At 75.8% G+C, this 16569-nt stretch carries 13 protein-coding genes and 1 riboswitch; of the genes, 7 read left to right on the top strand and 6 right to left on the bottom strand.

What is annotated here, in order from left to right; translation table 11 throughout:
- Positions 1-142: 142 nt before the first annotated feature.
- The 3 genes from ABT006_RS15725 to groL all read left to right on the top strand — a co-directional run bounded on the left by ABT006_RS15725 (position 143) and on the right by groL (position 3808).
- Positions 143-346 (top strand): cold-shock protein, encoded by a 204-nt coding sequence (locus ABT006_RS15725; RefSeq protein WP_013288855.1) that lies wholly within the window; start codon positions 143-145, stop codon positions 344-346.
- A gap of 499 nt (positions 347-845) precedes the next feature.
- A complete protein-coding gene (locus tag ABT006_RS15730) occupies positions 846-1910 on the top strand; it encodes a hypothetical protein (RefSeq protein ID WP_350706880.1) in 1065 nt (354 codons plus the stop codon).
- Positions 1911-2185: 275 nt separating this feature from the next.
- The gene (gene groL, locus ABT006_RS15735) at positions 2186-3808 is read left to right on the top strand and encodes a chaperonin GroEL (protein WP_350706882.1); all 1623 of its coding nucleotides are present in this window, start codon (positions 2186-2188) and stop codon (positions 3806-3808) included.
- Positions 3809-3867: 59 nt separating this feature from the next.
- Here groL and ABT006_RS15740 read toward each other — a convergent pair whose 3' ends face one another.
- The 3 genes from ABT006_RS15740 to ABT006_RS15750 all read right to left on the bottom strand — a co-directional run bounded on the left by ABT006_RS15740 (position 3868) and on the right by ABT006_RS15750 (position 7641).
- Entirely contained in the window at positions 3868-4065 is a 198-nt protein-coding gene (locus ABT006_RS15740; RefSeq protein WP_350706884.1) for a hypothetical protein, read from the bottom strand.
- A 92-nt stretch (positions 4066-4157) separates the two neighbouring features.
- Entirely contained in the window at positions 4158-5084 is a 927-nt protein-coding gene (locus ABT006_RS15745) for a GNAT family N-acetyltransferase (protein ID WP_350706886.1), read from the bottom strand.
- Positions 5085-5130: 46 nt separating this feature from the next.
- A complete protein-coding gene (locus ABT006_RS15750) occupies positions 5131-7641 on the bottom strand; it encodes a S8 family serine peptidase (protein ID WP_350706888.1) in 2511 nt (836 codons plus the stop codon).
- A 65-nt stretch (positions 7642-7706) separates the two neighbouring features.
- Here ABT006_RS15750 and ABT006_RS15755 point away from each other — a divergent pair, with 65 nt between their 5' ends.
- Complete coding sequence (locus ABT006_RS15755; protein ID WP_350706890.1) at positions 7707-9539, top strand: glycerol-3-phosphate dehydrogenase/oxidase; 1833 nt, start codon at positions 7707-7709, stop codon at positions 9537-9539.
- Positions 9540-9698: 159 nt separating this feature from the next.
- Here ABT006_RS15755 and ABT006_RS15760 read toward each other — a convergent pair whose 3' ends face one another.
- Positions 9699-11099: an FAD-binding oxidoreductase gene (locus tag ABT006_RS15760; RefSeq protein ID WP_350706892.1), complete on the bottom strand. Its 1401-nt coding sequence runs from the start codon at positions 11097-11099 to the stop codon at positions 9699-9701.
- 67 nt (positions 11100-11166) lie between these two features.
- On the opposite strand from ABT006_RS15760, the gene ABT006_RS15765 reads away from it, so the two are divergent.
- Positions 11167-11490, top strand: a complete 324-nt coding sequence (locus tag ABT006_RS15765; RefSeq protein WP_350706894.1) for a DUF4031 domain-containing protein — start codon at positions 11167-11169, stop codon at positions 11488-11490.
- Positions 11491-11551: 61 nt separating this feature from the next.
- Here the strand turns inward: ABT006_RS15765 and ABT006_RS15770 are convergent, their stop codons facing one another.
- Positions 11552-12187 carry an HD domain-containing protein gene (locus tag ABT006_RS15770; RefSeq protein ID WP_350706896.1) on the bottom strand — a complete coding sequence of 212 codons (636 nt, stop codon included), beginning with the start codon at positions 12185-12187 and terminating at the stop codon, positions 11552-11554.
- A gap of 74 nt (positions 12188-12261) precedes the next feature.
- Between ABT006_RS15770 and ABT006_RS15775 the strand changes: the two genes are divergently transcribed.
- Positions 12262-13518, top strand: coding sequence for an FUSC family protein (locus ABT006_RS15775; protein ID WP_350707177.1), 1257 nt, complete (start codon positions 12262-12264; stop codon positions 13516-13518).
- A gap of 38 nt (positions 13519-13556) precedes the next feature.
- Here the strand turns inward: ABT006_RS15775 and ABT006_RS15780 are convergent, their stop codons facing one another.
- Positions 13557-14855 (bottom strand): aminotransferase class V-fold PLP-dependent enzyme, encoded by a 1299-nt coding sequence (locus ABT006_RS15780; protein WP_350706897.1) that lies wholly within the window; start codon positions 14853-14855, stop codon positions 13557-13559.
- A gap of 46 nt (positions 14856-14901) precedes the next feature.
- Positions 14902-15023, bottom strand: a riboswitch (SAM riboswitch).
- Between the two features lie 63 nt (positions 15024-15086).
- Between ABT006_RS15780 and ABT006_RS15785 the strand changes: the two genes are divergently transcribed.
- Positions 15087-16550 carry a PrsW family intramembrane metalloprotease gene (locus tag ABT006_RS15785; protein ID WP_350706899.1) on the top strand — a complete coding sequence of 488 codons (1464 nt, stop codon included), beginning with the start codon at positions 15087-15089 and terminating at the stop codon, positions 16548-16550.
- The last annotated feature ends 19 nt before the right edge of the window (positions 16551-16569 follow it).

Here is a 16569-nt window from a genome sequence, read left to right on the forward strand (position 1 = left end):
GTGCGCCGTCGTCACGCCTCGTGTAGCGTGCGATTTCGGTCACCGATTTCAGCGGCCTCCCCGACCGCGGTTCGGTGGTCCTCCGGTGCCGGTCCGCCGGTCTCCGGGTTGTGGAACGCCGTGCAGAGTGAGGAAGTGGACCGTGGCACAGGGCACCGTTAAGTGGTTCAACGCCGAAAAGGGCTACGGCTTCATCGCCGTCGACGGCGGGCAGGACGTCTTCGTCCACTTCTCCGCGATCGAGATGGACGGCTACAAGGCGCTGGACGACGGCCAGCGGGTGGAGTTCGAGATCGCCCAGGGCCAGAAGGGGCCCCAGGCCGAGCGCGTACGCGTCATCGCCTGACCCCGTCCGCCACAGACCGGGCCCTTCCGCCGCCGACCGCCCCGCGCGGCGGCTCCAACGACATCCGTCGATCTGTGTGCTCGGCGCGCCTGCGGGCCGCTCCGGCGGGTGAGCCGGTCGGGTGACCCGCTTCGACACCTGGGTTCGGCGGGCGGGATGGTGGCGTGTGGTGGGCGCTGTCGAGCTGCCCCGTCTGTAGGACCACCCCGTCTCTGTAGGAGCATGCCTCGCATCCGGCTCGGCCGCCTGCGAGGCATGGCGTGCCCCATCTGTGAGGGCAGCTCGACAGGGGCCGGGCAGCGGCACCGGTGGGGCCGGTTCCGGGGTGTGACCCGCGGCATCGTTGGGCGGAACCCTGGCCGGGGCGGGCCGTGGTCGTGGTTCGTGGGCCTGGTTCGTGGTCGTGGTTCGTGGTTCGTGGCGTGGCACCCCGGACTGCGGTTACGGTCGCCAGGCAGGGAAGATCGTGAGCCGGTTCAGCCGTCGCTGAGGAGGGTTCATGTCCGACCAGCCACCCCAGGCCACGCCTCCGTCGGGGGATCCGGACCCCGCCACGGCCGGCGGTGCGAGCGCGCCGCAGCCGCAGGGGTGGGTCTTCCCGCCCACCGGCGGGTTCCCGGCCGGCTCCGGCCCGTACGGCGGGCAGCCGTGGTATCCGGGCGCGCCGGTCGTGTACCCGGGGCAGCCGGTCCACGGGTGGTACCCGCCCGGCCACGGCCTCGACCCGGCCGACCCGCTGGTCACCCCGCCGGGCGGAGGCGTGAGCGGCTGGTTCGACCGGTGCGTCGGCGCGGTGCGCCGGGGCTGGAAGCCGCTGCTGCCGATCCTGCTGCTCACCCAGGTGCTGCCGGCCGTGGTGCTGTCGGTGCTCGCGCTGGTGGTCGACCCGTCGGCCCGGTGGAACGAGTCGATGGCCGACGACCCGGCCGCGCTGCCCGACACCTTCCTGGCCGACCTGGGCACCATGATGGCCGTGCTGATCGGCGGGGCCCTGCTCTTCGGCCTGGTGCAGAGCCTCGGCTGGGCCGCCGGCACCTGGGTGGTCGCCCGGCAGGCGGCCGGCCAGCCGGTGACCGTCGGCGCCGCGCTGGGCTACGGCCTGCGCCGGGCGCCGGGCCTCTGGGGCTGGACCCTGCTGATGAGCGTGATCATCGGGCTCGGGGTGTGCTTCTGCGTCATCCCCGGCATCTACTTCGCCTTCGCGCTGAGCATGGCCGGCCCGGTCTACCTCTTCGAGCGGCAGCACCCGATCGGCCGCTCGTACCGGATGTTCCACGACCGGCTGGGCCTGCTGCTCGGCCGGGTGGCGCTCGTCGCGGCGGCGGTGATCGTCGGGGGCGGGGCGGCCGGCCTGGTGGAGGGTATCGGCTCGCTGCCGTTCGGCGTCACCCCGCTGGAGTCGCCGGGCACGGCGGTGGGCGCGATCGCGGTGGCGGTGCTCGGCGGCGTGCTGGGCCTGCCCGCCCACCTCGCCCAGCTGGTCGGCCTGGTCGCCACGTACGCCGAGCAGCGCGCCCACGAGGGGCCGGTGGACAGCACACGGCTGGCCGGTGAACTCGGCTGAGCGGGGCGGGTGTGCTTGCACTCGGCAGGGGAGAGTGCTAAACAAGTCATTGGCACTCGCATACCGTGAGTGCCAATGGTCGGGGCGGTAGGGCCACGGCCGCACGGGCGTCCACACGCCGGTGCGGCACATGGCCGGTCGTCGCGGGCTATCCGGCCCGGCCGAGGAGACGTCGTCGTCGCCAGGTGGCGACGTCCCCAAGGTGCGTACACCAGGCGGCCCATCCGGGACACAACCTCCGGGTGGCCCGTGAGTGTCCAGGAGGACAACGCCGTATGGCCAAGATGATCGCGTTCGACGAAGAGGCGCGCCGGGGCCTCGAGCGGGGCATGAACCAGCTCGCCGACGCCGTGAAGGTGACCCTCGGCCCCAAGGGCCGCAACGTCGTGCTCGAGAAGAAGTGGGGTGCCCCCACCATCACCAACGATGGTGTGAGCATCGCCAAGGAGATCGAGCTCGAGGACCCCTACGAGAAGATCGGCGCCGAGCTGGTCAAGGAGGTCGCCAAGAAGACCGACGACGTGGCCGGTGACGGCACGACGACGGCGACCGTCCTGGCCCAGGCCCTCGTCCGCGAGGGTCTGCGCAACGTGGCCGCCGGTGCCAACCCGATGGCCCTGAAGCGGGGCATCGAGGCTGCCGTGGCCAGCGTCTCGGAGGAGCTGTCCAAGCTCGCCAAGGACGTCGAGACCAAGGAGCAGATCGCCTCCACCGCCTCCATCTCCGCCGGTGACAGCACCGTCGGCGAGATCATCGCCGAGGCGATGGACAAGGTCGGCAAGGAAGGCGTCATCACCGTCGAGGAGAGCAACACCTTCGGCCTGGAGCTGGAGCTCACCGAGGGTATGCGCTTCGACAAGGGCTACATCTCGGCCTACTTCATGACCGACCCGGAGCGCATGGAGGCCGTCTTCGACGACCCCTACCTCCTGATCGTCAACAGCAAGATCTCGTCGGTCAAGGACCTGCTCCCGATCCTCGAGAAGGTCATGCAGTCGGGCAAGCCGCTGCTGATCATCGCCGAGGACATCGAGGGCGAGGCCCTGGCCACCCTGGTCGTCAACAAGGTCCGGGGCACCTTCAAGTCGGTCGCCGTCAAGGCGCCGGGCTTCGGTGACCGCCGCAAGGCCATGCTGGCCGACATCGCCATCCTCACCGGTGGCCAGGTCATCAGCGAGGAGGTCGGCCTCAAGCTGGACGCCGTCGGCCTCGACATGCTGGGCCGCGCCCGCAAGGTCGTGGTGACCAAGGACGAGACCACCATCGTCGACGGTGCCGGCGACGCCGAGCAGATCCAGGGCCGGGTCAACCAGATCCGGGCCGAGATCGACAAGAGCGACTCCGACTACGACCGCGAGAAGCTGCAGGAGCGGCTGGCCAAGCTGGCCGGCGGCGTCGCGGTGATCAAGGTCGGCGCGGCCACCGAGGTCGAGCTGAAGGAGCGCAAGCACCGTATCGAGGACGCCGTCCGCAACGCGAAGGCCGCCGTCGAGGAGGGCATCGTCCCGGGTGGTGGCGTCGCGCTGGTGCAGGCCGGCAAGACCGCCTTCGACAAGCTGGACCTGACCGGCGACGAGGCGACCGGCGCGCAGATCGTCAAGATCGCGCTGGACGCCCCGCTGCGGCAGATCGCCGTCAACGCCGGCCTCGAGGGCGGCGTGGTCGTCGAGCACGTCCGCAACATCGAGCCGGGTCACGGCCTCAACGCCGCCAACGGCGAGTACGTCGACCTGCTGGCCGCGGGCATCATCGACCCGGCCAAGGTGACCCGTTCGGCGCTGCAGAACGCCTCGTCGATCGCGGCGCTCTTCCTCACCACCGAGGCCGTCGTGGCGGACAAGCCGGAGAAGGCCCCGGCCGCCCCGGCTGGTCCGGGTGGCGGGGACATGGACTTCTGAGTCCAGCTCCACGTACGCCGGAAGGGGCGGGCCGCGTCAGCGGTCCGCCCCTTCCGCCGTCAGGTCGGCAGTGGCCGTTGGTTGCGTCTCTTCTGCGCCCGGCCGTACGGCTGCGGGATCTGGACCGGCTCGTCGACCAGCGTCACCGGCTCGTCGGTCGGCTCGTCGGCGCCGCTCATCTCCGCCTGCTGCTCGGCGTCGCCGTAGTCGAGCCGGTCGAACGGCAACGGGCCGGGGCGTTCGTCGTCCGTGGTCATGGCTGCCTCCTCTACCGAAACGGTAGGGGGCGTCGATCAAAGATGGGGGCGAATGGGGTTATCGACGTCTATATCCCCTTCGCCCCCATCTGTCACTCCCCGAGCGTCCTGCGGTACAGGAAGAAGACCCGCTCGATCCGGGCGCCCGCGCTGCCCGAATAGAACGGCACCGGCCCCACCCAGCCGATCTGCGCCGCCGTCACGCCCGCCGCCCGCTGGTCGCGCAGGCAGCGGCGCAGCAGCACCCCGCCGATCCCCGAGCCCTCCGCCGCCGGGGCGGTGCCCATCGGCCCGAACCAGCTCGGCCGGGACGACCCGTACGCGGCGAAGCCGAGCACCTCGCCGTCGCGCTCGGCCAGGTGGCAGCCCGCCCCCTCCCGGCCCACCGAGCCGGCCAGCTCCGCGTCCCAGGCGCCGCCGAACGTGGCGCGGGCGAACTCCGCCAGCGCCGGCAGGTCGGCCGGCTCGGCGCGGCGGACCGAGACGCCCCGGCCGGCCAGCCGTGCCTCCGCCGCCGCCGTGGAGCGCAACGCGGGGGAGTCGTCGTACGACAGGTCGGCGGTCATGTTCCACGCCGTCCGGTCCTGCCGGTAGCCGAGCGCCAGCGCGGCGCAGACCGCCGGGGTGTAGCGCACGTCGATCCCGGGCCAGGCGTAGTACGGCGGGTTGCCCGCCAGCAGCACCTCGGCCGCGCCGAGACCGGCCAGGGTCCGCTCGGCGGACGACAGCAGCGCCCGCCCGACGCCCCGGCGCCGGTGGTCGGGGTGCACCGCCACGAGGTCCACGTGCCCGAGCCCGGCGTCCCGCCCCGACAGGGAGCAGACCAGCGCCCCGACCAGCTCCGCCCCCCGGTACGCGCCCAGCGCGACGACCGGCCGGTCGGTGGCCGCCCGGGCCCAGAGCGCGGCCACGAGGGCCGGCGCCTCGGCGGCGTCCTCGGGCAGGTCCAGCGCCCGGCGGCACAGCTCCACCACGGCGGGCGCCCGGTCGGCGGTCAGCTCGACGATCTCCGCATCCATGGTCGCCGACCCTAGAGCACGGGGTGCGGGGGAGGGCAAGGGCCGCTCACCCGCGGGCCGCCCGCACCGCCGCGTACGCGTCGACCAGGCCGGCGCCGGTGATGTTCGCGTCGCCGCCGCAGGTCTCCGTCCGGGAGGCGTACGTCGCCGGGGTCGCCGTGTCCCGCAGGATCTGCCGGGTGCGCGGCAGGTCGCCCACCAGCGCCGGGTTGGCCGACCACATCAGCGCCACGACGCCGGCCACCTGCGGGGTCGCCATCGAGGTGCCGCTCATGGTGGCGTACCCGCCGCCGGGCATCGCCGACAGCACCTCCTTGCCGGGGGCGACCAGGTCCGGCTTCGCCGCCCCCGGCACCGGTCCGCGGGACGAGAAGTCGGTGACCCGGCGCCGCTGGTCCACCGCGCCGACGGTCAGCACGTCCGCGTACGGCGCGGGCGGGTCGTCGATCGAGCCGCAGTACGGGCCGGTGTTGCCGGCGGCGGCGACGACCAGGATGCCGGCGGCCTCCAGGGCGGCGGTGGCCGGCCGGAGTGCGCGCGGGTCGCAGCCCTCGATCGGCGGGCAGCCCCACGAGTTGGTGAGGATCTCCGGGGCGCGCGCCGGGCGCCCGTCCGTGAACGGGTTCCCGCCGGGCGGGAAGGGCGCCAGCATGAACTGGAGGCAGTCCAGGTAGTACCCGGGATTGCCCAGGTTGCGGTCCAGGTTGACGCAGCCCACCCACTGTGCGCCCGGGGCCACCCCGATCCCCCCTCGGCCCACCGCGCTGCCCACGGTGTGCGTGCCGTGCCCGCCCTGGTCGATCGGGGAGCGGGTGCCGTCCCACGGGTCGTACCAGGAGTCGTCGCCGCCCCGGAAGCCGGCGGCCAGCGCCGGGTGCCCGCCGTCCACCCCGGAGTCGGAGCTGCCCACCACGATCCCGGTGCCGTCCACCCCGAGCTGCGACCAGACGCGGTCCGCGCCGAGCATCCGGACGTTCCACTCCGGGCCGGCCGGCGCGGGCGCGGTGCCCCGACTGCGGCCGGCCGGCGCGGGCAGCGGCCGCACCCGCTGGCTGACCAGCACCCGGGCCACCTCCGGCCGGCGGGACAGCCAGGCCCGCACCGCCGGCCCGCCGTCCACCTCGACCGCGTTGACCAGGTAGTAGGGGGTGTGGTCCAGCCGCAGCCGGCGCAGGTCCCGGCGCAGGTCGGCCTGGGTCCGCTCGGCGGTGTCGACCAGCCGCCGGTAGACCTCGCCGGCCCGCGCGTCCCGGCCGGCCCGCCCGGCCGTCGCCGGCACCCCGTCCAGGTCGGCCTGCTCGCGCAGCACCACGAACAGCCGCTCGCCGTGCAGGCCGGGCTGGCCCGCGCCGACGGCCACCGCGCCGACCGCGACCAGCAGGGCCGCGGCGGTCACCCCGGCCACCCGCCGGCTCGGCCGCCGGTTGCGGGGCCGGGCCAGCAGCACGCCGTACGCCACGGCGAGCACGGCCGCGACGGCGAGCCCGGCGCCGGCGGCGGCCGCCACCCAGAACGGCACGTCTCGGGTGGTGGTCAGGACGAGGGTGATCTCCTCGGGATCGGTGAAGGCCAGCGGGCCGAACACGGCGAGACCGACCAGCCAGCGGGTGGCGGCGCGGACCCCGGCCGCGCCGGCCCGCCCGCCCGGCCCGTCCCCGGCGGCGCCCGACGGGTCGGCGGGGGCGGTGTCCGGCGGGCCGGCCGGCACCGTGCCCGGCGGCGCGGCCGGGGTGGCGGCGGCCGGGCGGCGGGCCGCCGCGTGCAGGGCGGCCAGCGCGAAGCCGGCCGGCGGCAGGGTCAGCAGCAGGGGCAGTTGGGCCCCGGACTGCCCGACCCCGGCGGCGAGGACGAGCAGCGCGACCCCGGCGACCAGCCCGCCGACCAGCACCAGCCGGGCCGGCCGGGGCGGCTCGCCGACGGCGAAGCGGGACCAGAAGGCGTCGTCCAGCAGCGCCCCGGCCAGCGCGCCCAGGGCGGCGGCGGCGAGCCCGGCGAGCACCGTCTCCAGTAGCCCGCCGAGCGCCCCCAGCCAGACCCACGGCAGCAGCAGCGCCAGCCCGCCGGCCACCCCGAGCAGGGTGGCGGTCGGGGCGGAGGGCCGGCGCGGGGCGGCGGCGCGCCGGGCGAGCGCCCGCAGGACGAGGGCGGCCAGGGCGGCCGTGGCGGCGAGCGCCGCGAGGTACGCCTCGTGGTGCACCGGCGGGAGCGCCCGGAGCAGCCCCAGCGCGCCGAGCCCGAGTGCCGCGGCCAGCCAGGCCCGGCCGGTGGCGCGGACCGCCGCCGAGCGGGGCAGCAGGGCGAGCGACAGCGCGGGCGCGCCGACCAGCAGCACGGTGAACAGCACCGTCGCCGGCCAGAGCCACACCACGCGGTCCAGCCCGGAGGCCAGCATGATCTGGTCGGCCAGCCACCCGCCGAGCTGGCCGACCACCACGAACCCGACCGTCCAGCAGCCGGCGACCACCGCCGCCACCACCGGCCACGGACTCGACCGGGCGGGCGCGGCCGGCGGGAGCGGGGCGGGCTGACCAGCGGGGAACGGGGGGCCGATCTCCATTCCTCAGACAGTACGGCGCGGACGGTGTGTGCCGCCGGTGTGGCCGTGACGGTTACCGTGGACGGGTGCGCGACCCCAACGTCTCCCGAACCGAGGCCAGCCAGCTCTCCCCGGAGCGCCGGGCCACCGACCTGCGCCGCCTGCGGGCCGAGCGCTTCGACGTGCTGGTCATCGGCGGTGGGGTGACCGGGGCGGGCGCCGCCCTCGACGCGGCCTCGCGCGGGCTGAAGGTGGCCCTGGTGGAGGCGCGCGACTACGCCGCCGGCACCTCCAGCCGTTCCAGCAAGCTGATCCACGGCGGCCTGCGCTACCTGGAGCAACTGGAGTTCCACCTGGTGCACGAGGCGCTCACCGAACGCGGCCTGCTCGCCACCCGGCTCGCCCCGCACCTGGTGCGGCCGGTGCCCATCCTGGTCCCGCTGCCCGGCGGGCGCGGCGCGCGCGACCTGCCCGGCCGGCTGTTCCGCCGCTCCTACTACGGCGCCGGAGTGGCGGCGTACGACGCCTTCGCCGGGATCTTCGGCGGCGGCCGGGGCATGCCGCTGCACCGCCACCTGACCCGCGAGGGTGCCCGCCGGGTCTTCCCCAGCCTGCGGCCCGACGCGCTGGCCGGCGCGATCCGCTACTACGACGGGCAGGTCGACGACGCCCGGCTGGTGGTGACCCTGGCCCGCACCGCGGCCAGCCTCGGCGCGACCGTGGTGCCCAGCGCCCGGGCGGTCGGGCTGATCCGGCAGGCCCGCGAGGTCACCGGCGTCCGGGTCCGCGACCTGGAGGCGCCGGCCGGCTCCCCGGACGCCGAGTTCGAGGTGCGCGCCCGCACCGTCATCGCCGCCACCGGCGTGTGGAGCGACGACATGTCCCGGATGCTGAACGACGTCGGGCTGCGCCCCGGCATCCGCGTCCGGGCCTCCAAGGGCGTGCACCTGGTGGTGCCCCGCTCGGCGATCACCGGCGAGGCGGGGCTGATCCTGCGTACGGCGACCAGCGTGCTCTTCGTCATCCCGTGGGGCGGGCACTGGATCATCGGCACCACCGACACCGACTGGCGGCTCGACCGGTCCCACCCGGCCGCCTCCGCCCGGGACATCGAATACCTGCTGGAGCAGGTCAACACCGTGCTGGACCGGCCGCTCACCACGGCCGACATCGAGGGCGTCTACGCCGGGCTGCGGCCGCTGCTGGCCGGCGAGGCCGACTCCACCTCGAAACTGTCCCGCGAGCACGCCGTCTTCGAGCCGATGCTCGGGCTGCTGCTGGTCGCCGGCGGCAAGTACACGACGTACCGGGTGATGGCCTCGGACGTGGTCGACCGGGCCGCCCACCGGCTCGGCGCCGTACGCCCCTCGCGTACCGCCGACCTGCCGCTGCTGGGCGCGGACGGCTACCCGGCGATGTGGCGGGGCCGGGCGGACCTGGCCCGCCGGCACGGGATGCCGGTCGGGGTGGTCGAGCACCTGCTGGAGCGCTACGGCACCCTCACCCTGGACCTGCTCGCGCTGGTCGACGCCGACCCGCTGCTCGCCTCCCCGCTGGCCGGTGCCCCGGAATACCTCGCGGCCGAGGTGACGTACGCGGCCCGGGCGGAGGGGGCGCTGCACCTGGAGGACGTGCTCACCCGGCGGACCCGGATCTCCTTCGAGACCGCGCACCGCGGCCTGGAGTCGGCCGGGCACGCCGCCGAACTGATGGGCGCGGTGCTCGGTTGGGACGAGGCCACCCGGGCCCGCGAGGTGGAGCACTACCGGGCCAGGGTGGAGGCGGAACGCCAGTCCCAGCTGATGCCCGACGACGCCACGGCGGACGCCGCCCGGCTCGGCGCGCCCGACGTCCGGGGCTTCGCGGCCGACCGTGGCTCGGACGACGATCCCGTCGAGCTACCGTCGTCGTCCCGCTGACCGATCCCCCACCGCTACCTTCGACGGCCGACCGCCGACTGACCCCGCGCCGCCCCGCTCCGCCGCGCCTGCGGTGTCCCGCCGCCCCGCGCGGCGCCCCGCCACCCCTGCGGGGCTCCCGCCGCGCGTCGCCCCGTCGGCGCCCCCGGCCGGGGCCGGTCAGAGGACCTTGCCGGGGTTGAGCAGGCCGGTCGGGTCGAGCGCGGCCTTGATCGCCTGATGCACGGCGACGCCCACCGGGCCGATCTCGCGGGCCAGCCAGTCCCGCTTGAGCAGGCCCACGCCGTGCTCGCCGGTGCAGGTGCCGCCCAGCTCCAGGCCGAGTCGCATGATCTCGTCGAAGGCGCGCCGGCCGCGTTCCAGGCTCGCCGGGTCGGCCCGGTCCACCACGATGTTCGGGTGCATGTTGCCGTCGCCGGCGTGACCGACGACGCCGATCGGCACGTCGCACTCCGCCGCGATCCGGGCCACCCCGTCCAGCAGCGCCGCCAGCGCGCCCCGGGGCACCGCCACGTCGTCGATGACCAGGCCGCCGTTGCCGCCCGGGTAGGCGTCCGCGGCGAACTTCTCCATGGCCGGGTGCGCGAGCCGGCGGGCCTGCAACAGGGCGGCCGCCTCCACGGCGTCGGTGGCCGCGTAGACCTCGTCGGCGCCGGCCGCCTCGCAGACCGCGGCCAGCCCGGCCAGGTCGTCGGCCGCCCGGGCGCCGGTGTCGGCGGCGGCCAGCAGCAGCGCCTGCGCGTCCGTCCGCAGACCCATCGGCCGGTACGCCTCGATCGCCCGCAGGTGGGTCTGGTCCAGCAGCTCCAGCAGGCTGGGGGAGAGGCCCCGGGCGGCGATCTCGGCGACGGCCGCGCCGGCCGCGGCGGTGGACGGGAAGACCGCCACCATGGTCAGCGACTCCGCCGGGGCGGGACGCAGCGCGACGGTCACCTCGGTGATCACGCCCAGGGTGCCCTCGGAGCCGACGAAGAGCCGGGTGAGGTCGTACCCGGCGACGCCCTTGGCCGTGCGCCGGCCGGTGCGCAGCACCTCGCCGGAGGCGAGCACCACCTCCAGGCCGAGGACGTACTCGGTGGTGACGCCGTACTTGACGCAGCACATGCCGCCCGCGTTGGTGGCGACGTTGCCGCCGATGGTGGAGGACTCCCACGAGCCGGGGTCGGGCGGGTACCACAGCCCCTGCTTCGCCACCGCGGCGGCGAGCGTCGCGTTGACCACGCCGGGCTGCACCACGGCGATCCGGCTCACCGGGTCGATCTCCAGGATGGCGTCCATCGCGACCGTGCTGAGCACCACCGCGCCGTCGACCGCGTTGGCCGCGCCGGCCAGCCCGGTCCGCGCCCCCTGCGGCACCACCGGCACGCCGTGCCGGGCGGCCGCCCGCAGCACGGCGGAGACCTGGGCGGTGTCGCGGGGACGGACGACCACCAGGGGCGTGCCGGCGGCGCAGAGGTCCGCCTCGTCCCGCTCGTGCATCCGGAGCAGGTCCGGGTCGGTCAGCACGGCGTCGTCGCCGAGCGCCGCCCGCAGGTCGTCGAGGAGAGGGGGTCCGGCCATGCCGCCGAGGCTACGGTCGGCCGCGCGCGACCGACAACCGGCCCTCGCACCGGGTACCTTGGCCGGCATGCTCTACCTGGACCGGCCCGCCTGGCCGTCGCGGGGGCGGCTCTGGTCCCACCTGATCAGCGACGTCTCCCACGCCGAGGTGCACGCCTTCGCCGAGGCGCTGGGGGTGCCCCGCCGGGGTTTCGACCGGGACCACTACGACATTCCCGCCGAGCGGTTCGCCGCGGCGGTCTGGCTGGGCGCCCGGGTGGTGCCGAGCCGGGAACTCGTGCGCCTGCTCCGGCAGGCCGGCCTGCGCCGACCGAAGCACCTGGCCCGCCCCCGCACCCCCGCCGCCCGCCCCTCCGGCGATCTTGCCGTTCCGGCCCTCCCCACGCGGTGACTCACGGCTTCCGCCAGGGCCGAACCGGCAAGATCGCGGAAGCCGGGGCGGGGGGCGGGAGTCAGTGGAGGGTGGCCAGTTCGCGGGTGAGGTTGGCGCGGGCCCGGGCTTCCCAGCGGGTGGCCAGCGGCGGCAGCCGGAACAGGGCCGGCAGGGCGAGCAGCCCGGCGAGCACCCGGGCGCGGCCGGCCCGGAAGGCCGGGTCGGGCACGTGCACGTACTCCCGGCGGATCGCGGCGGCGTAGTGGTCGTACGCCTCGGGCGGCGCGGCCAGGACGGCGAGGTCGGCGTCGCAGAGCAGCGCGCCGTCGGCGTCGGCCGGGTCGACGGCGTGCCCGGCGGTGAGCAGGACCAGCCGGCGGACCTCGGCCACGGCGTCGGCCGGCAGCCCCGACCGGGTGAGCAGGGCGTCGGCGAGCGCCGCGCTGTCCCGCTCGTTGGCGTCGCCCTCGGCGCGCGGGTCGTAGACCGCGTCGTGGCACCAGGCCGCGAGGCGCACCAGGTCCGGCCGCACGGCGGACGACGCGTGCGCGTCGACCACGTCGAGGACGACGGTCAGATGGGCGACCGTGTGGTGGTGCCGGTGCGGTTCCCGCCAGCGCCCCAGCAGCTCCGCCCCGGCACGGTCCCGCTGCGCCGGGTCGGTCGCCCCGGCGCCCCGGGCCGCCGCCCGCCACCGGTCGAGAAGGTCGGCCATGTGGCCGAGTCTGCCGCACCGCCGCCGACCCGGAGGATTCACCCGCCCCGGTACGGGTAGTCCCCGCCATGGCCGTGGCCCGGGACCGTCGACTCTCGCTGGTGCGGCGCGCCGTCCGCCGCGACGGCGGAACGGACATCGACGCGGCCCGCATCGCCGACGCGATGGAGAAGCTGCGGCACCACGGCAGGGCGACCCTGCACGACCGGCTGCACCGGGTGCGGATGGCGTGGGGCCTGGCCGTGCAGGCCGGCCTCGCCGCCGGCCTGTCCTGGTGGGCGGCGCACAATCTGCTGGGCAACCCGGAGCCGGTGTTCGCGCCGATCTCCGCGGTCGGCACCCTCGCCGCCTCGGTCGGGCAGCGGCTCCGCCGCACGGTGGAGCTGATCGTAGGGGTGGCGATCGGGGTCGCCGTGGGCGACTTCCTCATCTACCTGGTCGGCACCGGGGCGTGGCAGCTCGGCCTCGTGGTGACCGGGTCGATCGTGCTGACCATCTTCGCCGGCGCCAGCGTGTCCATCGTCATCCAGGCGGCGGCCACGGCCGTGCTGATCGTCACGCTGAGCCCGAAGACCGCGAACCTGGAGATCCCCCGGTTCGTCGACGCGTTCGTCGGCGGCGGGATCGCGTTGCTGGTCACCTCGGTCCTGCTGCCGCTCAATCCGCTCCGGGTGATCAACCGGGCCGCCCGGCCGGCGCTCGACCTGCTCGCCGCCCAGCTCGACGGCACCGCCGACGCCCTCCGCCAACGGGACCGGGACAAGGCCCAACAAGCCCTGGACCGGCTGCGCAACAACCAGGAGGAGCTGTCCACCTTCACCGAGGCGATCGAGGGGGCGAAGGAGACCGCCGTCCTCTCGCCGGCCCGGTGGCACCGGCGGGACGAACTCACCCACTACGCCGAGGCCGCCGACCCGATCGACCGGGCGATGCGCAACGCCGGCACGCTGATCCGGCGCGCGGTCACCCTGATCGAGGACGAGGAGCCCGTGCCGGAGCCGATGCCGGATGCGGCGGCCCACCTCGCCGAGTCGGTACGCCTGCTCAAGCACGAGTTCGCCGTCGGCGAGGAACCGGAGAAGGCACGGGAGCGGGCGCTGCGCGCGGTCAGCGAGGCCGGCCGGGCGTACGCCGCCGGGGTGGGCTTCTCCGGCAGCGTGGTGATCGCGCAGGTGCGCACCACGGCCAGCGACCTGCTGGTGGCCTCCGGAATCAGCCAGGAGGAGGCGAACCGCCTGGTCCGGGAGTCCTTCGGCGACCAGGAGACCCCGAGCGGCCAGGCCGAGCCGGCCGCCGCCCCGAAGCCGCCCACCGCCCCGCCGGTCGGCTGACCCGTCGGCCCGCGGGTCAGCCGTGCGGCGGCGGTCGTTCAGGCCGCCGCGGCGAGGGCGGCGAGCAGCCGGTCCACGTGTTCCGCCGTGCTGCCCAGGCCGACGCTCGCGCGCAGGGCGGTCGGCGGCAGGTCCCGCCGGCCGCTGCGCGCCGCCGCCTCGGCGAGCAGTCGCCGGGCCAGCGGGTGGGCGCAGAAGAGGCCGTCGCGCACCCCGATGTCGTGGTTGCCGGCCAGATCCGCCGCCACGTCCGCCGAGTCCCGGCCGGCCACCACGAACGACACGATGCCCACCCGCGGCGCGTCCGGCCCGAAGGTGCGCAGCTCCACCACGTGCGGCAGGGCAGCCAGGCCGCGGCGCAGCCGGGCCAGCAGGGCCTGCTCGGCGTCGTGCAGCGCCGCCCGGTCGGCCCCGGCCAGGGCGTCGCAGACCGCCGCGAGGGCGACCGCGCCGAGCAGATTCGGCGTGCCCGCCTCGTGCCGGGCCGGTCCGGTCGCCCACCGTACGTCGTGGGTGGCCGCGCCGACGTGGCCGGTGGCGCCCCCGCCGGCCAGGTACGGCGGCGCGGCGTCCAGCCAGTCCGCCCGCCCGACGAGCACCCCCGCGCCGAACGGCGCGTACAGCTTGTGGCCGGAGACCGCGAGGTAGTCGACGTCGAGGGCGGCGACGTCCACCGGCGCGTGCGGCGCGAGCTGCGCGGCGTCCACGGCGATCCGGGCTCCGTGTCGCCGGGCCACCCGGGCCAGCTCCGCCACCGGCCAGCGCTCGCCGGTCACGTTGCTCGCCCCGGTCACCGCGACGAGCACGGGCGGGCGGTGGTCGGCGCCGGGGCCGCCCCCCGCGCCCGGCCGACGCAGCTCGGCGAGGGCGGCGTCCAGCGCCCGGACCGCCTCGGCCGGGTCCCGCGGCACCGGCAGCCGGACCGATCCGCGCGGCCAGGGCAGCAGGTTCGCGTGGTGCTCCCCGCCGAAGGTCACCACCGTGGTGCCGGCGGGCAGCACCCGGGCCAGCAGGTTCAGCGCATCCGTGGTGTTGCGGGTGAAGAGCACGTGGTCGCCGGCGCGGGCGCCGAAGAAGTCGCCGACGGTCTGCCGGGCACGCTCGTAGGCGAGGGTGCAGCGCCGTGACAGCGCCCCCGCGCCGCGGTGCACGCTGGCGTACCAGGGGAGCAGTTCGGCCACCGCGTCGGCGGCGGCCCGCGCGCACGGCGCGGTGGCCGCGTAGTCCAGGTTGACCTGGCCCGGCACGCCGAGCACGTCGAGCGGCCCGGCGGCCGCGGGCGGCGGCGCGGTCCGCGTCGGGTGCGGCGCGGGCGGGGGTACGAGGGTGACGGTCATCGGCCGACCTCCGGGTCCGGGGACCCCGGGTGGGCACACCGGGCGGGGTCCGCGCTTGCCCGGCACGCGGATCGGGCCGGGCCCGGTCATCACCCGGGGCACCCCACCGCGAACCTCGACGAGGGTTGCCGGCCAGCAAGCCGGGGCTTGACGCTGGCGCTCGTGACCTGCCGGCAGCATAGCGCGCGGATGCGCCCGGTCCAGCCGGCCGGGGGTGACTACGCTGACCGCATGGCCGACACCCCGCCCGGCGCACCCCTGCCGCCGTCGCCGACCGTGCCCGCCGTCCCGCCGTCGGGCGCGGCCGCTCCCCGGATGCCGCTGCGCCGGCTGGGCTGGCGGCGAGCCCTGGTGCTGGCCGGGGTCGTCCTGTTGATCGCCGCCTGCGCGGTGTTCATGGTCTTCACGCTCGGCGAGAGCCTCGGCGTGCAGGCGCTGCTGATCGGCCTGGTCGCGGCGATCCTTCCGGTCCCGGTGCTGGTGGGCTGTTTCCTCTGGCTCGACCGGTACGAACCGGAACCGCTGAAATACCTGATCTTCTGCTTCGCCTGGGGCGCGTTCGTCTCGACGGCCGCCTCGCTGACCGTCAACGAGTTCTCGTCCGGGCTGTTCGACGACTGGGGGCTGCCGACCGCGCTGACGGCGGTGCTGGTCGCGCCGTTCATCGAGGAGCTCACCAAGGCGCTCGGGCCGATCCTGCTGCTGATCTTCCGCCGACGGGAGATCTCCGGGATCACCGACGCCCTGGTCTACTGCGGGCTCTCCGCGATCGGGTTCGCCATGGTGGAGAACATCCTCTACCTGGGCGGCTACGGCTACGCCACCGGCGTCGAGCGGTACGGCCCGGCGACCGGCACGCAGCAGGTCATCGCGATCTTCATCGTCCGGATCCTGCTCTTCGGCTTCGCCCACCCGCTGTTCACCTCGATGACCGGGGTGGGGCTGGGCATCGCCGCCCGCACCGCCGACCGGCGCGTCCGGGTGCTCGCCCCGATCGCCGGCCTGCTGCTGGCGATGATGCTGCACGGCCTGTGGAACCTGCTGCCCACGCTCACCCAGGCCACCGGTGAGGCGCTGATCATGCTGTACGGCTTCATCGGCGTGATGGTGCCGATCTTCTTCGGCATGGTCGGGCTGGCCCTGTGGCTGCGGGCCTGGGAGGGGCGGCTCACCGAGCGCACCCTGCCGGACTACGTCCGGGCCGGCTGGCTGACCCCGCCGGAGGTGGCGGCGCTGAGCAGCCTGGGGCGACGCCACGCGGCCCGGGTGTGGGCCAAGCGGGTGGCCGGGGACGCCGGCGTGCGGGCCATGCGCGGCTACCAGTTCGCGGCGACCCGGCTGGCGCTGCTGCGCGACGGCGCGCTGCGCGGCCTGGACCGCAGGCCGGCGGACCGGGAACGGACGGCGCGGGAGGAACGGGAGCTGCTGGAGGCGATCGCCGCGTACCGGTCGTTCTTCGTGGGGAGGGATCCGCAGGCGCCGGCCGGGATCTGGGACGGGCACCGCTACCACCTGCGGTTCCCGGACGGCTCGCAGCGGACGGTCGAGGCGCCGGACGAGCCGGTGGTGCCGATCCCGGTGGTGCTCGCCCCGCCGCCCCCGGCCTTCCCCGCCGGCTACGGGGCCCCCGGCTACGGCCCGCCCGGCTGGCCCGGCGCGCGACCCGCGGGTCCCTGGCCGCCCGGCCACCACTGACCCGGTCCCCGGCCGGCGG

Origin of the sequence: Micromonospora sp. NPDC002717, assembly GCF_040295705.1 — a bacterium.
In the GTDB taxonomy this organism is placed as follows: domain Bacteria; phylum Actinomycetota; class Actinomycetes; order Mycobacteriales; family Micromonosporaceae; genus Micromonospora.